Origin of the sequence: Mycolicibacterium rhodesiae, assembly GCF_002086695.1 — a bacterium.
GTDB lineage: Bacteria > Actinomycetota > Actinomycetes > Mycobacteriales > Mycobacteriaceae > Mycobacterium > Mycobacterium rhodesiae.
Map to the genome: position 1 here is coordinate 693401 of NZ_MVIH01000002.1, position 17005 is coordinate 710405.

Below are 17005 nucleotides of genomic sequence, written 5' to 3' on the forward strand. Positions count from 1 at the left end.
AAGGTCACGATGTCGTGTTCGAAACGGTCAGCCGGTCCTCCGTACAGCACGTCACGACCCACCCTTCTTCTTGTTGTAGATGTCGAAACCGACGGCAGCGAGTAGGACCAGCCCCTTGATGACTTGCTGTACGTCACTGCCGATCCCGATCAATGACATCCCGTTGTTCAGCACGCCGAGCACGAAGCCGCCGATGATCGCCCCGAACACGGTGCCGACGCCACCGCTGGCCGAGGCGCCACCGATGAACGCTGCGGCGATGGCCTCCAGCTCCATCCCGATGCCGGCCTGCGGCGTCGCCGAATTCAGCCGCGCGGCGAAGAGCAGACCGGCCAGCGCCGACAACAGGCCCATGTTGACGAAAACCAGGAAGGTCACTCTTTTGGTCTTCACGCCGGATAGCCGCGCCGCCGCCTCGTTTCCGCCCACGGCATAGACCTGCCGGCCAAAGACCGTGCTGCGCATGACAAACGCGTAGACCACGAACGCCAACGCCAGGATGATGCCGACCACCGGCACACCGCGGTAGCTGGCCAGAAGCATCGTGAAGGCCGCCAGCGCGGCGACGATGCCGACGCACTTCAGCACGAACCAGCCGACCGACGGTACATCGAATCCGTAGCGCGACTGCGTCCGTCGCTGACGCACTTGTTGCCAGATCGCCGCGATCATGACCAGCACGCCGAGGATGACGGTGGGCCAGTGGTAGAGGGCCTTGTTGCCGAGCTCTGGTAGGAAGCCGCTGCTGACCTGGCCGAAGCTGCGAGGGAACGGCGCGATCGACTGCCCCTGCAGCAGATACTGTGTGGCGCCGCGGAAGACCAGCATCCCGGCGAGTGTCACGATGAATGACGGGATTCCGACGTAGGCGATCCAAAAGCCTTGCCAGGCGCCGATCAGCGCCCCGAGCAGAAGACACATGATCACTGCGGCGGGCCAGGGCATGGCATGGCGGATCATCAGCACCGCGGACATCGCGCCGACGAACCCCGCGATCGATCCGACCGACAGATCGATGTGACCTGAGATGATGACGATCACCATCCCGATCGCGAGGATGAGGATGTAACCGTTCTGCTGAACGATGTTGGTGACGTTCAGTGGCTTCAGCAGGATCCCACTGGTCCAGACTTGGAAGAGGATGACGATCACTGCCAGCGCGGCAACCATGCCGTACTGCCGGAAGTTGCCCTGTAGCACAGTCAGTAAGCGTCCACTGCCCGGATTCGGCGGTGGCGATGATGGCGGCGTGCTCGCCGCGGTGCTTACCGTCCCGGTGGTGGTCATCTACCGCGTCCCTTCATCATGTACCGCATCAACGTCTCCTGGTCGGCGTCCTCGCGAGCCACTTCGCCGGTGATGCGGCCCTCGTTGAGGGTGTAAATGCGGTCGCACAAACCGATCAATTCCGGTAACTCCGAGGAGATCACGATCACCGCTTTGCCCGCAGCGGCAAGGTCGTTGATGATCAGATAGATCTCGTACTTGGCTCCGACGTCGATGCCGCGAGTCGGCTCGTCCAGGATCAACACATCGGGATCGGTGAAGATCCACTTGCTCAGAACGACTTTCTGCTGATTGCCACCGGACAGGTTTCCGGTGGTCGCTCGCACCGAGGACGCCTTGATACGCATGTCCTTTCGGAAGCGTTCGGCGACCACCGTCTCCTCGTGCTCGTTGATGACCGATCCGCGGCTGACCTTCGCCAGCGAAGCGAGGGTTACACTGCGGGCGATATCGTCCATCAGGTTGAGGCCGAAGTGCTTGCGATCCTCGGTGGCATAGGCGATGCGGTGGCCGATCGCCTCGGGCACCGTCCGCGTTCGAATCTTCCTGCCATCCTTGAAAATCGTGCCGCCGGCCTGCTTTCCGTAGCTGCGACCGAAGACACTCATCGCTAGTTCGGTGCGGCCCGCGCCCATCAGCCCGGCGAGGCCGACGACCTCGCCACGTCGCACGTTGATCGAGACCCCGTCGACGACCTTGCGCTGGTGGTCCAGCGGATGGAAGACGGTCCAGTCCTCGATGGCGAAGGCGACGTCTCCGATGCTGTGCGAGCGGCGGTCCGGGAAGCGGTCGCCCATGTCGCGGCCCACCATCCCCCGAATGATGTGTTCCTCGGAGAGCTCACGGTCGACCGGCCGCGTCTCGATGGTCCGGCCGTCGCGCAGGATGGTGACCGTGTCGGCGACCCGCATCACTTCATTCAGCTTGTGCGAGATGATGATGCATGTCAGACCCTGGCCGCGGAGTTCGACGATCAAGTCGAGCAGGTGCCTGCTGTCCTCATCGTTGAGTGCCGCAGTCGGCTCGTCGAGGATGAGGAGCTTGACCTTCTTGGACAGTGCCTTGGCGATCTCGACCAGTTGCTGCTTGCCGACTCCGATATCGGCGATCCTGGTACGTGGGCTCTCGCGCAGACCGACGCGGTCGAGCAACTCCTGAGCATGTTTCATGGTCTCGTGCCAGCTGATGACGCCCGCCGATGCGTGCTCGTTGCCGAGGAAGATGTTCTCGGCGATGGACAGTACCGGCACCAGCGCCAATTCCTGGTGGATGATGCCGATGCCGCGTCGCTCGCTGGACCGGATGTCCTTGAAATCACCCGGACGGCCGTCGAACACGATCTCGCCCGTGTAGCTGCCGTGCGGGTAGATCCCGCTGAGCACCTTCATCAAGGTGGACTTGCCTGCGCCGTTCTCCCCGCAGATCGCGTGGATCTCGCCATGATGAACTGCCAGGTTCACCTCTGACAGTGCGGTGACACCGGCGAATTGCTTGGTGATTCCCCGCATTTCGAGCAGCGGTGCCGTTGCCTGGCCACCGGTCATGTGAGCTGGCCGGGCTTGTAGTAACCGGAGTCGATCAACACCTTCTGGTAGTTGCTCGCGTCGACACTGACGGGTTGAAGCAGAAACGCCGGGACCACCTTCACTCCGTTGTCGTACGTTGTGGTGTCGTTGACCTCCGGCTTACCCCCGGTGAGCAATGAATCTGCCATCTGCACAGCGGCTTTCGCCAGCTCTCGGGTGTCCTTGAACACCGTTTGGGTCTGCTCGCCGGCGATGATCGACTTCACCGACGCGAGCTCGGCGTCTTGGCCGGTGACGATCGGCAGCGGATTGGTAGGCGTGCCGTAGCCGGAACTCTTCAGCGCCGAGATCACGCCCAGTGAGATGCCGTCGTAAGGGGAGAGGACCGCGTCGACCCGTCCGGTGGTGTAGGCCCGGCTGAGCAGGTTGTCCATCCGCGATTGCGCCAGACCACCGTCCCAACGCAGCGTCGCCACCTGGTCGAATGAGGTCTGACCACTCTTGACGACGAGTTTGCCGCTGTCGAGGTAAGGCTTCAGCACGCTCATTGCGCCGTTGAAAAAGAAAGTCGCGTTGTTGTCGTCGGGCGACCCGGCGAACAGTTCGATGTTGAACGGGCCCTTACCTTGCGCGACTCCGAGCCGGTCGACGATGTAGGTGGCTTGCAGAACCCCAACCTTGAAGTTGTCGAACGTCGCGTAGTAGTCGACGTTCGGCGTTCCGCGGATCAACCGGTCATAGCTGACCACAGGGATCTTCGCGTCGGCGGCGCGCTGAAGCGTATTGGTCAGCGACGAGCTGTCGATGGGCGCGATGACCAGCACTTTGACGCCCTTGGTGATCATGTTCTCGATCTGCGACACCTGGTTCTGCACCACGTCGTCGCCATACTGCAGGTCGGGCGTATAGCCGAGTGACTTGAACTGTTCGGCCATGTTGTTGCCGTCGGCGACCCAGCGTTCGGATGACTTCGTCGGCATCGAGATGCCCACCGTTCCGGTGCGTTCGCCGCCGTTTCCGGCCGAGTCGGTTGTCGTCGGACGACCGCAGCCGGCACTGGTGAGCGCTGCCACGGCGGCCAGTGCGCCCACTATTCGAACGAAGCCGATGCGCATGAAGACCCTCCGTTTGGTCGACTTCCACGACGGTCGCGGAGACCGGCGCGAGCAGTGATGTGAGCGCTAACATTCACGATCTTGTGATGCGGCTCACGGCTTTGTCAAGACTATGGCCGGAATCGATGTGAGCGCTAACAAGTCGTTGACACGTTTCGAATGTGAGCGCTAACATTCCACGATGTAACGCCGGTCACAGCTGCTGTCGGGTTGGACGCATCCGGCGGGATTCCCTGCGGCACAACCTGATCCGAGTACTTCAACCATCGAAGGAGTCGTTGTGAAAAGGCTATTCACTGCGGTGCTCGGCATCGCGACGGTAGGTGTCCTCGCAGCGTGTGGCAGCGGCCCGGCACCCGGCGGTGACTCCGGTAGCCGGACCGCGGGCGGCACGATCACGATGGGCTTCTCCCAGGTGGGTGCCGAGAGCGGGTGGCGCACCGCCAACACCACGTCGATCCAGGACGCGGCCAAGGCCGCCGGGATCAACCTCAAGTTCTCCGACGCCAACGGCGTGCAGGAAAACCAGATCTCCGCGATTCGCTCCTTCGTACAGCAGCGGGTCGACGTCATTGCCTTCAGCCCGGTGGTGCGCACCGGCTGGGACGCGGTGTTGCTGGAGGCCAAGAACGCCGGCATCCCGGTGATTCTGACCGACCGCGCGGTCGACACCCAGGAGAAGGACGTCTACAAGACGTTCCTCGGCGCGGACTTCGTCCAGGAGGGCAAGTGGGCCGGCGAGTGGGTGGTCAAGCAATACGCGGCAACTCCAGGACCGGTCAACATCGTTCAACTCGAGGGCACCACCGGGTCTGATCCCGCGCTGGAACGCAGCTCCGGCTTCGCCGACGCCATCGCCGCCAACCCCGGACTCAAGGTGATCGCGTCCCAAACCGGGGACTTCACCCGCTCCGGGGGCAAGCAGGTGATGGAGGCGTTCCTCAAAGCCAATCCGAAGATCGATGTGGTGTTCGCACAGAACGACGACATGGCGTTGGGTGCCATCGAAGCAATCCAGGCCGCCGGCCTCAAACCGGGTCAGGACATCAAGATCGTCGCCATCGACGCCACCCATGACGGCATGCAGGCGCTCGCCGACGGCAAGCTGAACTTCATCGTCGAATGCAATCCGCTGCTCGGCCCTGAGTTGATGGATCTCGCCAAGAAGGTCGTGGCCGGTGAGTCCGTGCCCCCTCGTGTCGTCACGCCGGACCAGACCTTCGACCAGCAGCAGGCCGCGGTCGCGCTTCCCGACCGCAAGTACTGACGCGATCGCCACCTGAGGATGTCCCGATGACCGCACCGCGCTGCGCGACAGCCGACGAGCCGGTGGTCACCATGCACGCTGTCACGATCGACTTTCCCGGGGTCCGGGCGCTCGACGGTGTCGACTTCCGCTTGCTGCCGGGTGAAATCCACGCGCTGATGGGAGAGAACGGCGCGGGCAAGTCGACGTTGATCAAAGCGCTCACGGGTGTTTACGACATCGACGACGGCCAGATCACGGTCGACGGTGTCGAACACCGGTTCACCGGACCCGGGCAGGCTCAAGACGCGGGCATCAGCACCGTGTATCAGGAAGTCAACCTCTGCACCAATTTGACGGTGGCCGAGAACATTCTGCTTGGCCGTGAACCCCGCCGGTTCGGTCGGATCGACCTTCCTGCGATGAATCGTCGCGCCCTGCAACTACTTGGCGAGCTGGACATCACCGTAGAACCGAGTTCGACACTCGGCGAGCATCCGATCGCCGTACAACAGTTGGTCGCGATCGTGCGGGCGATGGCGGTCAAGGCGCGGGTGCTGATCCTCGACGAACCGACCTCGAGCCTGGACGCCGAGGAAGTCGCCGAACTCTTCCGCGTGATGCGCCGGCTGCGGGATGCCGGGACGGCGATTCTGTTCGTGTCGCACTTCCTCGATCAGGTCTATGAGATCTCTGACCGAATGACGGTGCTCCGCAATGGACGAAGGGTCGGTGAGTACCCGACGGCGTCGATGGACCGGGTGGCGTTGGTAGGGGCGATGCTCGGCCGCGAACTCGACCTGCTCGATGAGATCGTCGACACGGTCGCCCATACCCATCCACGCGCCGAGCCGGTACTGCAGGCGACGGGCATCGGTCGCGAACCGCGGGTGCATCCGGTCGATATCGACGTGTGCGCCGGTGAAGTGGTGGGGCTCGCCGGACTGTTGGGCTCGGGTCGAACGGAGCTGGCGCGCTTGGTGTTCGGCGCCGATCGCGCGACCAGCGGGCAGGTTGTGATCGACGGCAAGCCGGCCAGACTTCGGTCGCCCCGGGCGGCCATCGCCAAGAGGCTCGCCTTCACTTCCGAGGATCGCAAGCGCGAAGGCATCGTCGGTGAGCTCAGTGTCCGAGACAACCTGGTGCTGGCTTTGCAGGCACGGCGCGGATTCGCCCGCCCATTGGCCAGGAAGACCAAGGATGAGCTGGTGTCCCGCTACCTGGAGGCCCTCGATATCCGGCCGCGGCGTCCAGACACGTTGGTCAAGGACCTCAGCGGTGGCAACCAGCAGAAGGTGCTGTTGGCGAGGTGGCTGATCACGAAGCCGCGGCTGCTCATCCTGGATGAACCGACCCGAGGCATCGACGTCGGTGCCAAGGCCCAGATTCAGAAGCTGGTCGCCGAGCTGGCCGCCGACGGCATGGGCGTGGTGTTCATCTCTGCCGAACTCGACGAGGTCGTCCGGATCAGTGACCGGATCATGGTGCTGCGGGACGGGTACTGCATCACCCAGGTCGGCCGGGAATGCACTGCCGAAGAGCTGACTGCTCTGATCGCCGGCGGGAGTGAACCATGATCAAGAAACTGGCTGCCTCGGCGCTGGTGTGGCCAGCCCTGGCGCTGATCGTCCTTCTGGCCGTCAATGTTGTTCTGACACCGAGCTTCTTGAGTGTGCGGGTGCAGGACGGTCACCTGTTCGGCAGTGTGATCGACATTCTGCGCAACGGCGCGCCCACGCTGCTGGTGGCTCTCGGGATGACCTTGGTGATCGCCTCGCGCGGCATCGACCTGTCGGTGGGCGCGGTGGTCGCGGTCAGTGGAGCGCTGGCCTGCGCCTACATCGCGGCCTCACCGGAACCGGCCGCCCTGGGCACGGTGGTCGGCGCGACGGGGATCGCACTCGGCGCCGCTGTCGGTCTCGGGTTGTGGAATGGATTGCTCGTCTCGGTTTTCGGTGTGCAGCCCATCATCGCGACACTGGTGCTGATGACGGCCGGCCGCGGAATCGCACTGTTGATCACCGATGGTCAGATCGTCACGGTCACCAGCGCACCGTTCAAAATCCTTGGCGCAGGCTACGCATCCGGGCTGCCGGTCGCGATCCTGGTGAGCTTGTCGGTGTTCGCGTTGGTCGGGTTGCTGACCAGGCGGACGGCCCTGGGCATGCTGCTGGAATCGGTCGGCATCAACCCGGAGGCCAGCAGGCTGGCCGGAGTGCGCCACCGCACCATCGTGTTCACCGTCTATCTCTTCTGCGCGCTGTGCGCCGGGGTCGCAGGACTGATGATCGCGTCGAACATCTCGGCCGCCGACGCCAATAACGCGGGACTCTGGATCGAGATGGACGCCATCCTCGCAGTGGTCATCGGCGGCACCTCCCTGTCGGGCGGACGGTTCAGCCTGACGGGAACCATCCTGGGCGCCTTGATCATCCAGACTCTGACCACCACGGTGTACACCGCAGGGATCACGCCGGAGTCGACGCTGGTGTTCAAGGCGTTGGTGGTGGTAGCGGTGTGTCTGCTGCAGGCCCCGAAGTTCCGGCTACTGATGAGGCATCTCTGGCGCCGGCCGACTCGACCAGGCCCCACATCCCCGACCGATACTGTTTCTGCACAGCCGGTGTCGACGCGAGCGTCTGCGATGGCGGCCAAATGAGCACCCAGATCTCGGTTCCCCGGATCGACGCGTCAGCCGTACTGCGCAGGGTCCGCGGCAGGTACTTGTCGCCGGTTGCCTCGCTGCTGCTGTTCGTGGTGCTGTTCGTCGCGGTCGTCACCCGGTACGACTTCGCCAGCACGTCCCAGGTCTTTCTGAATCTGTTGGTGGACAACTCCTATCTGATCGTCCTCGCCGTCGGCATGACCTTCGTGATCCTGACCGGAGGCATCGACTTGAGCGTCGGGGCAGTGGTGGCCCTGTCCACCGTCATCGTCGCCACCGCGCTGAGGTCCGGGTGGCCCGCCCCCCTGGCGATGGCGGCTGCGCTGGTGGTGGGCCCGCTGCTGGGGTTGGCGATGGGTCTGATCGTCGAGTACTTCGAAGTGCAGCCGTTCATCGTCACCCTCGCCGGGATGTTTCTCGCCCGTGGCCTGTGCTACGTGATCAGCGTCAACACACTGCCGATCAAGGATCCGCTGATGCGTGCGCTCGGGCTGAACTACGTGTACCTCTACGAAGACAAGTTCATTCGCTGGACTGTGGTGATCGCAGTCGTGGTGGTCCTCGTCGCCGTCTACGTCCTGCATCAGACCCGATTCGGCCGCACGGTGTACGCCGTCGGCGGGAACCGGCAGTCGGCTCAACTGATGGGGTTGCGGGCCGCGCGGGCGCGCGTGTCGGTGTATGCGATCAGTGGGTTCTGTGCTTCTCTGGCGGGCATTCTCCTTGCCGTGCAAAAGCTTTCGGGCTACAGCCTCAACGGCGTCGGTCTGGAGCTCGATGCCATCGCGGCCGCGGTGATCGGCGGTGTGCTGCTGTCCGGCGGTGTCGGCTACGTATTGGGGTCGGTGATCGGTGTACTGGTGCTGGGCACCATCCAGCTGTTCGTCACCACCGCGAATCTCGATTCGTACTGGACTCGGATCATGACGGGTGCCCTGCTGTTGGTGTTCGTCCTCGTGCAGCGACTAGTGGTGAGGAGACCGCGATGAGCAGTCAGCCGATGCAACCGACAACACCTAAGCCGGTGATGGCGGACGTGGCACGGCTTGCCGGGGTCAGCCACCAAACCGTGTCCCGGGTGATCAACGGCTCCACCAGCATCCGTCCGGCGACCAAGGCTCGGGTCGAGCAAGCGATCGAGGAACTGGGGTATCGGCCGAACACCGCGGCCCGCGCTCTGGTGACACGACGCTCCGGCATCATCGGAATCGTCGGCACCAACAGCGGGTTGTACGGTCCGTCGAGCATCCAGCGGTCGGTGCAGGAAGCCGCCCGAGCCGCCGGCTACTTCTCCAGCCTGGTGCCGCTGGCCGAGGTGACCGTCGAAGGCCTCCGGGGCGCCCTGGATCACCTTGCGCGGCAATCGGTCGAAGCGATCGTGATGGTTGCCGCGCAGGACGACGCGCTCGCTGTCGCGCATTCTGCCGAAGCCGGGCTTCCGCTGATCGTCGTCGAAGGCGACCTTTCTGGGCGTGGGCTCAGCGTCGGCGTCGACCAGATCGACGGTGCCTGCCAGGCCACCCGACACCTGATCGAGCTCGGACACCGCGCAATCGACCATGTATCGGGACCGCTGACCTGGACTGAAGCCAAGGGCCGTCGCACCGGTTACGAGCAGGCAATGCACGCCGCAGGCCTCGAACCCCGGGAATGTTGGGAAGGCGACTGGACGCCGGCCCGCGGTTATGAAATCGGTCGCGAGATCGCCCGAAAAGGCAGTGCCACAGCGGTATTCGTCGCCAACGACCAGATGGCGATCGGGGTTCTGCACGCATTCGCCGAGGCGGGGCTCGCGGTGCCCGGGGACGTCAGCGTGGTGGGTTTCGACGATATCCCAGAAGCCGCCTACCTCAACCCGGCGCTGACCACGATCCGGCAGGACTTCCAGGCGATCGGTCAGCGGGCCATCGACCTGGTGACGGCGACGTTGGACGGATCCACCACAAATGTGCCGTTGCTGCCCCCGGAACTCATTGTCCGCGCCAGCACCGCGGCGACCAAGGAGAACGTGTGAGCAGCCAGAAGTACACCGTAGGTGTCGATTTCGGGACGCTGTCGGGTCGTGCGGTCGTGGTGCGCGTCGATGACGGTCATGAAATGGCGAGCGCCGAGCACGCCTACTCCCACGGTGTGATCACCGAGTCATTGCCGGGTGGCGATGTGCGTCTGCCCCCGCAGTGGGCACTGCAGGTCCCATCCGACTACATCGACGTGCTGCGCACCGCCGTCCCGCAGGCCATCGCGTGGGCGGGCATCGACCCGGCCGACGTCATCGGCATCGGCACCGACTTCACCGCCTGCACCATGATCCCGGTACTGCGTGACGGGACGCCGCTGTGCGAGCTGCCGCAGTACGCGGATCGGCCGCACGGCTACGCCAAACTCTGGCGGCACCATTCGCCACAGCCCCAGGCCGACCGGATCAACGCCGTTGCCGCCCAACGTGGTGAGCCCTGGTTGTCCAGGTACGGCGGGCTGATCTCCAGCGAATGGGAGTTCGCGAAAGCGCTGGAGATCCTGGAGCAGGACCCGCAGGTCTACGAGGAGATGGACCATTTCGTCGAGGCCGCCGACTGGATTGTGTGGCAGTTGTCGGGGGAGTATGTCCGCAATGCCTGCAGTGCGGGTTACAAGGGCATTCTGCAGGACGGCGCGTACCCGTCCCGAGAATTCCTCGCGGCGGTGCACCCCGAGTTCGCCGGGTTTGTCAGCGAGAAGTTGGACCACACGATCGGCCAGCTCGGCGATCGGGCCGGATACCTCACTGCCCGTGCGGCCGAGTGGACCGGGCTTCGGCAAGGAATCCCCGTCGCGGTCGGCAACGTCGACGCCCACGTGACGGTTGCGGCCGCCGACGCGCTGGAGTCCGGACAGTTGGTCGCGATCATGGGTACATCGACCTGTCACGTCGTGAATTCCGAAGTGCTGAGCGACGTTCGCGGCATGTGCGGGGTGGTCGACGGCGGCATTCTGCGAGGCAAGGTGGGGTTATGAGGCTGGGCAATCCGGGGTGGGCGACATCTTCGCCTGGTTCGTCAACAATTGCGTTCCGGAGAGCTACCAGCTCGCCGCCCGAGATGCAGGCCTGTCCTTGCACGAGCACCTCACTGAACTGGCCGGGCACCAACACGTCGGCGCGCACGGCCTGATCGCCTTGGATTGGCACAGCGGGAATCGATCAGTTCTGGTCGACCACGAATTATCCGGCGTAATGGTCGGACAGACGTTGGCGACCACCTGTGTCGACATGTATCGGGCTCTGCTGGAGGCCACCGCGTTTGGAACGCGAATGATCGTCGAAACCTTTATCGACAACGGGGTACCGATCACCGAATTCGTGGTTGCCGGCGGTCTTCTGAAGAACCGTCTGCTGATGCAGATTTACGCCGACGTCTTGAACTTGCCGCTGTCCACGGTGCCCTCGACACAGGCCCCGGCACTGGGTTCGGCGATCCATGCCGCCACTGCAGCAGGTGTTTTCAGCGACGTAGGGGCCGCAGCCAAGCAGATGGGCAACAGAGTTCGCGGCGCCTACACACCGATCCCCTCGAACGTTGCTGCCTACGACCAGCTCTATCGCCAGTACGTCGCGGTGCACGACTGGTTCGGTCGTGACAACGACATGATGCGCCGACTCCGCCGGATCGGTGCACCCCAACCAGTGGGAGCAGCACAATGACTATCACCGCGGAAGTCAGCAGGGTCATCGCCGAACTGCGGCAGCAGGCGTGCGATCTACACGCCCAGCTGACCCACTACGAACTGGTGATCTGGACTGCGGGCAACGTCTCCGCACGCGTGCCCGGCCGAGAGCTGATGGTCATCAAACCCTCAGGCGCCGACTATGATTCGTTGAGCGCGGACGACATGGTGGTATGCGACCTGTATGGCAACCTCGTCGACGGCGCGCTGGCCCCGTCGTCGGACACCGCCGCACACGCCTATGTGTATCGCCACATGCCCGACGTCGGCGGCGTCGTGCACACCCACTCGACGTACGCCACCGCCTGGGCCGCCCGCGGGGAACCGATACCGTGCGTTCTGACGATGGTTGCGGATGAGTTCGGCGGCGACATCCCGGTCGGGCCCTTCGCTCTGATCGGGGACGACTCGATCGGTCGCGGAATCGTCGACACGTTACGGGATAGTCGATCGCCGGCCGTCCTGATGCGTAACCACGGACCGTTCACCATCGGTCGTACCGCACGAGATGCCGTCAAGGCGGCGGTGATGGTCGAAGACGTGGCCCGGACCGTCCATATCAGCCGCCAGCTCGGCGCGATACCGCCTATCGATCCGGCGGATGTCACTGCACTGTTCGAGCGCTACCAGAACGTGTACGGCCAACCGGGCGGGTACACCGACACCATCCAGGAGAACAACCGATGATCGCGTCCCGACTTGTCACCAGTCAGGTTTGGCTGATCACCGGCAGTCAGACCATGTATGGGCCCGGTATCCTGGACCAAGTTGCCGCCCAGTCTCGTCAGATCGCCGCGCAGCTCGACGACAGCCCGGCGATCCCGGTCGAAGTGCGGTGGATGCCCGTCGTCACCGACTCCGACGACATCGCGCGAGTGTTGGCCGAGGCCAACACATCCCCGGAGTGCATCGGTGTCATCGCGTGGATGCATACCTTCTCGCCGGCGAAGATGTGGATCCGCGGACTCAAGATGTTGCGCAAGCCGCTGCTGCACCTGCACACGCAATTCGGTGTCGAGCTGCCCTGGCACAGCATCGACATGGACTTCATGAACCTCAATCAGGCCGCTCACGGTGACCGCGAGTTCGGCTACATCCAGTCGCGACTGTCGGCCTCCCGCAAAACCATTGCCGGTCACGTGAGCGACCCGCGCACCTGTGACCGGGTGGGTTCGTGGGTGCGCGCGGCAGCAGGGCACGCCGAACTGTCGACGTTGAAGGTGGCGAGATTCGGCGACAACATGCGTGGCGTCGCGGTCACCGAAGGCGACAAGGTGGAGGCCGAGGCCCATTTCGGGGCGTCGATCGACACCTACGGCGTCAATGATCTGGTCGAGGTGGTCGACGGGATTCGACCGGCGGACGTCGACAAGTTGGTTCGCGAATACGAGCACAGCTATGACATCGCGCGGGAACTGCTGCCAGACGGGGATCGGCACACGTCATTGCGCGACGGCGCCCAGATCGAACTCGGGCTGCGGAAATTTCTGCAGGACGGTGGATTCCACGCGTTCACGACGAATTTCGAAGATCTCGGTGGCTTACGCCAGCTGCCCGGCCTCGCCGTGCAACGGTTGATGGCCGACGGCTACGGGTTTGGCGCAGAAGGTGACTGGAAGACCGCCATGTTGCTCCGCGCGGTGAAGGTGATGTCCGAAGGATTGCCGGGTGGAACGTCGTTCATGGAGGACTACACCTACGATCTGACGCCCGGGCGGGAGTGCATCCTCGGAGCCCACATGCTCGAAGTGTGCCCGAGCATCGCAGCAGACGTGCCGAAGCTGGAGGTGCACCCGTTGTCGATCGGAGGGCGCGCGGATCCGGTCCGCTTGCGCTTCACCGCCGCACCCGGCGATGGTGTCATCATCGGCATCTGCGACATGGGGTCACGATTCAGGTTGGTGGCCAACGCCGTTCGTCTGATCAAGCCGGCCGGCGGACTGCCCAACCTGCCCGTCGCGTGCGCGGTATGGGAACCGCGTCCGTCCTGGGCCACCTCGGCCGAGGCGTGGTTGATGGCCGGCGCCCCGCATCACACGGTGATGACCACCGCGGTCGGGACAGAGACGATCGACGATTTCGCCGCGATGACCGACACCGAACTGCTGGTGATCGACGAGGACACCACGGTGCGTGGCTTCCGGCGTGAGCTGAAGTGGAACGACGTGTATCACCATGTCGCCGCTGGACTTTGAGCAGGTGATCGACTGATGCTCGCAGCCCGCTTGCACGCGGTGGGGGATCTGAGAGTCGCGTCGGAGCATGATCCGGGCGTACCGCCGCCGGGATGGTCAGAACTGGCGGTGACGTCTGTCGGGATCTGCGGGTCGGACCTGCACTGGTTCGCAGACGGCGGCATCGGGGAAAACCGCATCGAGCATCCCGTGGTGCCAGGTCACGAATTTGCGGCGGTGTCGATGACCGGTCCGTACGCCGGCCGCCGGGTTGCCGTCGACCCGGCCATCCCATGCGGTACCTGCGAAATGTGTCGATCGGGCCACCACAACCTCTGCCCGACAGTTCAGTTCGCCGGGCATGGGACGGTCGATGGTGCACTGCGCGAGAGACTCTATTGGCCCGACCACTTACTGCACCCGTTGCCGGACAAATTGAGCGACGACGCGGGAGCTCTCCTCGAGCCACTCGGTGTGGCGATCCATGCGGTGGGACTCGGACATGTTCGGCTGGGGTCCGAGGTCGCCGTGATCGGCGCCGGACCGGTCGGAATTCTCGCGGTACAGGTGGCCCGACGATCCGGAGCGAGAAGGGTCTTCGTCGTCGAGCCACTCGAGCATCGGAGATCGGCTGCGGTACGGGCCGGTGCCGACAATGCGTGGGCGCCTGAGCACGCGGTCTCGGAAGTCCATCAGGCGACGCGCGGGCGCGGTGTGGACGTCGCGATCGAAATGGCGGGCACCGACGACGCGATCACGACCGCGGTGGCCGCCGTCCGTCCGGGCGGCCGAGTGGCTCTCGGCGGTATTCCGTCGGAGGACCGGTCGTCATTTCCGGCGGCTGCCGCCCGCCGCAAAGGGCTGACGTTCGCGATGGTGCGGAGGATGAACGACACCTACCCCCGGGCGATTGCGCTGGCGACAGGCGCGATCGACCTGGATGCTCTCGTCACGCAACGCTATCCGTTGGACGAGGCCGCGAAAGCCTTCAGAGCGGCCGGCGAGAGGACCGGAGTCAAAGTCGTGGTGGCAGTGTCGCGCAGCTGAGAGTCGGCTGGTAACGCCGCACTGCGGGTTTGCCAGCGGCACGGTGGTGTGGCAATCATGGACGGATCATGCGGAGGAATCTCGCGTTCGTCGTGCCAGGACTGCTGGGCGTTGCCACGACCATGGCGCTGGGCCTGACTGCCCCCGCGACGGCCGACAACACCGTCAGCGCCGATCCGCCGGCCGTTGCGGCCGGTGACGGCTCGCTGGCCGACGGGCAGATCCTGACCCCGTTCGATGTGCAGAACCCCGCCGTCGGCCGCCTTGATCCGCAGCTGCTGACTGCCATCCAGCAGGCCGCCTCCGCGGCGTCGGCCGATGGGATCACGATGACGATCACCTCAGGGTGGCGCTCGCCGGAATTCCAGCAGCGCTTGTTGGACAGCGCGATCGCCCAGTACGGCAGCTTCGCCGCCGCCCGGCAGTACGTGCAGACCCCGGAAGCGTCCAAACATGTCATCGGCGAGGCCGTCGACGTGGGCGGTGTGGGTGCCGACCGGTGGTTGATGGCCAACGGCGCACGGTTCGGTCTGTGCCGCATCTATGCCAACGAGGTGTGGCATTTCGAGTTGGCCACCGACGGCGCCGGTAACTGCCCGCCGCTTCTGCCCAACGCGGCTGGTTGAGCGTAATTTGATCCGGATGAGAAGTCTGGATGAAATCCGCACCGCACTCGAGGCCTGTTACTCGGCGATCGAAGGCCTGTGCGCCGACCTGAGCGACGCCGATTGGAAGGCACAGTCGCTGTGCCCGGACTGGGTGGTGCGCGACGTCATTCAGCACGTGGTCAGCATCGAAGCCGTGATGGCCGGCTGGCTGCCCCAGGACGACGCCACCCCGCCCCCGTTCGAGCGAGCGGCGGAATTCCTCGCCGGGACCGACGACCCGGCGACGCTGGCCGAGAAGGTCACCACAGTCTTCGCCGAGCGCAGGCGTGACCTCGGTTCGCTGACGGCTGCCGACCTCGATCGGCCGTCGTGGATGCCCACCGGGCGAGGGACTTACGGCCACTTCCTGGAGATCCGGGTGTTCGATTTCTGGGTTCACGTGCGCGACATCACGATTCCGCTCGGGCGAGCCACCGACGACGGCGGGATCGCGGCGGAGATCGCGCTGGGACAGGTCGAAAGCTCGATCGGCTACATCGCGGGCAAAAAGGTGGGAGTGCCCGACGGCAGCAGCATCTCCTTCCGGTTGACCGGTCCGGTGGTCCGGGATATCAACGTCGCGGTCGACGGTCGGGCCAAACAGGTTGCGCACCTTGACAATCCGGATGCGGTCCTGACCACGGACTCGACGACGTTCATCATGCTCGCCTCCGGCCGGATCGATCCCCAGGCCCAGATCGACACCGGTGCGGTGACCTGGAGTGGCGACGCCGCGTTGGGTGAGCGGGCCGCCCGCAACCTCAGGTTCACGATGTGACCGGGCGGCCGGAGTCCGTCGACTTCCACTTCGACGTGATGTGCCCGTACGCGTACCAGACGTCGCGGTGGATCCGCGAGGTCCGGGACCAGACCGGGCTGGAGGTGAACTGGCGCTTCTTCAGTCTCGAGGAGATCAACCGCAAAGAGGGAAAGAAGCACCCGTGGGAACGGGATTGGTCCTACGGCTGGTCGATGATGCGCATCGGGGCGCTCCTGCGTCGACGCTCGATGGCGGACGTGGAGGCCTGGTACCAGCGTGCCGGCCGGGCGCTGCACGTCGAGGGTCACAAACCGCACGACCCGGCGGTGGCCAGGCACCTGTTGGCTGAGCTCGGTTTCGATCCGGCGCTGGTCGACCAGGCCATTGCCGATCCCAGCACCGGTGACGAGGTGCTGGCCGACCACAACCGCGTCGTGGCCGCCGACGGCTACGGCGTGCCGACGCTGTTCTTTCCCGACGGTCAGTGTTTGTTCGGACCCGTGTTGGTCGACCCGCCGACCGGGGAGGCGGCCGTGCGATTGTGGGACGCCGTCGTCGCGTGGACGGAATTCCCGCACCTCTACGAACTTCAGCGGCCCAAGACGCCCGCCGATGCGCAGCTGATCGCCGAGACGTTCCGCCCGTATCTCGAGGCGCGGGACTGGGTTTCGATCAACCGTGGCGAGGTCATCAGCTTCGGGGATTAGCCGTTTGTCCCCAGACTCGAGTTCGTCCCCAGACCTTGTGTGAGTGCTCGAACCTGTTGCCTCATGTCAAGATGCGCGTGTAGTGCTGTTGGTTGCCTCACGTGAGAGTGCGCGCTTGGGAAGTTGCGC

14 protein-coding genes and 1 pseudogene are annotated in these 17005 nt (G+C 64.5%); 12 read left to right on the top strand and 3 right to left on the bottom strand.

The annotated features are described in order from the left end of the window. Positions 1–51: 51 nt before the first annotated feature. From mmsB to chvE, 3 genes are read right to left on the bottom strand one after another with little or no spacing between them, the layout of a single operon-like run. Complete coding sequence (gene mmsB, locus BST42_RS07195; protein ID WP_083117838.1) at positions 52–1287, bottom strand: multiple monosaccharide ABC transporter permease; 1236 nt, start codon at positions 1285–1287, stop codon at positions 52–54. Next, positions 1284–2831, bottom strand: a complete 1548-nt coding sequence (gene mmsA, locus BST42_RS07200; protein WP_083117839.1) for a multiple monosaccharide ABC transporter ATP-binding protein — start codon at positions 2829–2831, stop codon at positions 1284–1286. Before mmsA ends, mmsB begins: the two co-directional genes overlap by 4 nt. Further along, the gene (gene chvE / locus BST42_RS07205) at positions 2828–3928 is read right to left on the bottom strand and encodes a multiple monosaccharide ABC transporter substrate-binding protein (RefSeq protein ID WP_083117840.1); all 1101 of its coding nucleotides are present in this window, start codon (positions 3926–3928) and stop codon (positions 2828–2830) included. Before chvE ends, mmsA begins: the two co-directional genes overlap by 4 nt. A gap of 280 nt (positions 3929–4208) precedes the next feature. On the opposite strand from chvE, the gene BST42_RS07210 reads away from it, so the two are divergent. From BST42_RS07210 to BST42_RS07265, 12 genes and pseudogenes are all read left to right on the top strand, one after another. Next, the gene (locus BST42_RS07210) at positions 4209–5195 is read left to right on the top strand and encodes an ABC transporter substrate-binding protein (protein ID WP_083117841.1); all 987 of its coding nucleotides are present in this window, start codon (positions 4209–4211) and stop codon (positions 5193–5195) included. Positions 5196–5221: 26 nt separating this feature from the next. Then, positions 5222–6751, top strand: a complete 1530-nt coding sequence (locus tag BST42_RS07215; protein ID WP_083117842.1) for a sugar ABC transporter ATP-binding protein — start codon at positions 5222–5224, stop codon at positions 6749–6751. Next, positions 6748–7833: an ABC transporter permease gene (locus tag BST42_RS07220; RefSeq protein WP_083117843.1), complete on the top strand. Its 1086-nt coding sequence runs from the start codon at positions 6748–6750 to the stop codon at positions 7831–7833. The genes BST42_RS07215 and BST42_RS07220 overlap by 4 nt, the downstream gene beginning before the upstream one ends. Further along, positions 7830–8828, top strand: coding sequence for an ABC transporter permease subunit (locus BST42_RS07225; RefSeq protein ID WP_083117844.1), 999 nt, complete (start codon positions 7830–7832; stop codon positions 8826–8828). Before BST42_RS07220 ends, BST42_RS07225 begins: the two co-directional genes overlap by 4 nt. Next, a complete protein-coding gene (locus BST42_RS07230) occupies positions 8825–9853 on the top strand; it encodes a LacI family DNA-binding transcriptional regulator (RefSeq protein ID WP_083117845.1) in 1029 nt (342 codons plus the stop codon). The genes BST42_RS07225 and BST42_RS07230 overlap by 4 nt, the downstream gene beginning before the upstream one ends. Then, positions 9850–11518: pseudogene (gene araB, locus BST42_RS07235) on the top strand (ribulokinase). The gene BST42_RS07230 and the pseudogene araB overlap by 4 nt, the downstream one beginning before the upstream one ends. After that, positions 11515–12228, top strand: a complete 714-nt coding sequence (locus tag BST42_RS07240; RefSeq protein ID WP_083117846.1) for an L-ribulose-5-phosphate 4-epimerase — start codon at positions 11515–11517, stop codon at positions 12226–12228. The pseudogene araB and the gene BST42_RS07240 overlap by 4 nt, the downstream one beginning before the upstream one ends. After that, positions 12225–13736, top strand: a complete 1512-nt coding sequence (gene araA / locus BST42_RS07245) for an L-arabinose isomerase (RefSeq protein ID WP_083117847.1) — start codon at positions 12225–12227, stop codon at positions 13734–13736. The genes BST42_RS07240 and araA overlap by 4 nt, the downstream gene beginning before the upstream one ends. 15 nt (positions 13737–13751) lie before the next feature. Further along, positions 13752–14762: a zinc-dependent alcohol dehydrogenase gene (locus tag BST42_RS07250; protein WP_165760795.1), complete on the top strand. Its 1011-nt coding sequence runs from the start codon at positions 13752–13754 to the stop codon at positions 14760–14762. Positions 14763–14884: 122 nt separating this feature from the next. After that, positions 14885–15388, top strand: coding sequence for a M15 family metallopeptidase (locus BST42_RS07255; RefSeq protein ID WP_435406014.1), 504 nt, complete (start codon positions 14885–14887; stop codon positions 15386–15388). Between the two features lie 16 nt (positions 15389–15404). Further along, entirely contained in the window at positions 15405–16187 is a 783-nt protein-coding gene (locus BST42_RS07260) for a maleylpyruvate isomerase family mycothiol-dependent enzyme (protein WP_207569451.1), read from the top strand. Further along, entirely contained in the window at positions 16184–16876 is a 693-nt protein-coding gene (locus BST42_RS07265; protein ID WP_083117850.1) for a mycothiol-dependent nitroreductase Rv2466c family protein, read from the top strand. The genes BST42_RS07260 and BST42_RS07265 overlap by 4 nt, the downstream gene beginning before the upstream one ends. The last annotated feature ends 129 nt before the right edge of the window (positions 16877–17005 follow it).

Bases quoted from the DNA above. Each gene is read 5' to 3' on its own strand.
- BST42_RS07260 (WP_207569451.1), top strand. From the start codon at position 15,405: ATGAGAAGTCTGGATGAAATCCGCACCGCACTCGAGGCCTGTTACTCG.
- mmsA (WP_083117839.1), bottom strand. From the start codon at position 2,831: ATGACCGGTGGCCAGGCAACGGCACCGCTGCTCGAAATGCGGGGAATC.
- BST42_RS07225 (WP_083117844.1), top strand. From the start codon at position 7,830: ATGAGCACCCAGATCTCGGTTCCCCGGATCGACGCGTCAGCCGTACTG.
- BST42_RS07230 (WP_083117845.1), top strand. From the start codon at position 8,825: ATGAGCAGTCAGCCGATGCAACCGACAACACCTAAGCCGGTGATGGCG.
- BST42_RS07220 (WP_083117843.1), top strand. From the start codon at position 6,748: ATGATCAAGAAACTGGCTGCCTCGGCGCTGGTGTGGCCAGCCCTGGCG.
- mmsB (WP_083117838.1), bottom strand. From the start codon at position 1,287: ATGACCACCACCGGGACGGTAAGCACCGCGGCGAGCACGCCGCCATCA.
- chvE (WP_083117840.1), bottom strand. From the start codon at position 3,928: ATGCGCATCGGCTTCGTTCGAATAGTGGGCGCACTGGCCGCCGTGGCA.
- BST42_RS07255 (WP_435406014.1), top strand. From the start codon at position 14,885: ATGGCGCTGGGCCTGACTGCCCCCGCGACGGCCGACAACACCGTCAGC.
- araA (WP_083117847.1), top strand. From the start codon at position 12,225: ATGATCGCGTCCCGACTTGTCACCAGTCAGGTTTGGCTGATCACCGGC.
- BST42_RS07250 (WP_165760795.1), top strand. From the start codon at position 13,752: ATGCTCGCAGCCCGCTTGCACGCGGTGGGGGATCTGAGAGTCGCGTCG.
- BST42_RS07215 (WP_083117842.1), top strand. From the start codon at position 5,222: ATGACCGCACCGCGCTGCGCGACAGCCGACGAGCCGGTGGTCACCATG.
- BST42_RS07240 (WP_083117846.1), top strand. From the start codon at position 11,515: ATGACTATCACCGCGGAAGTCAGCAGGGTCATCGCCGAACTGCGGCAG.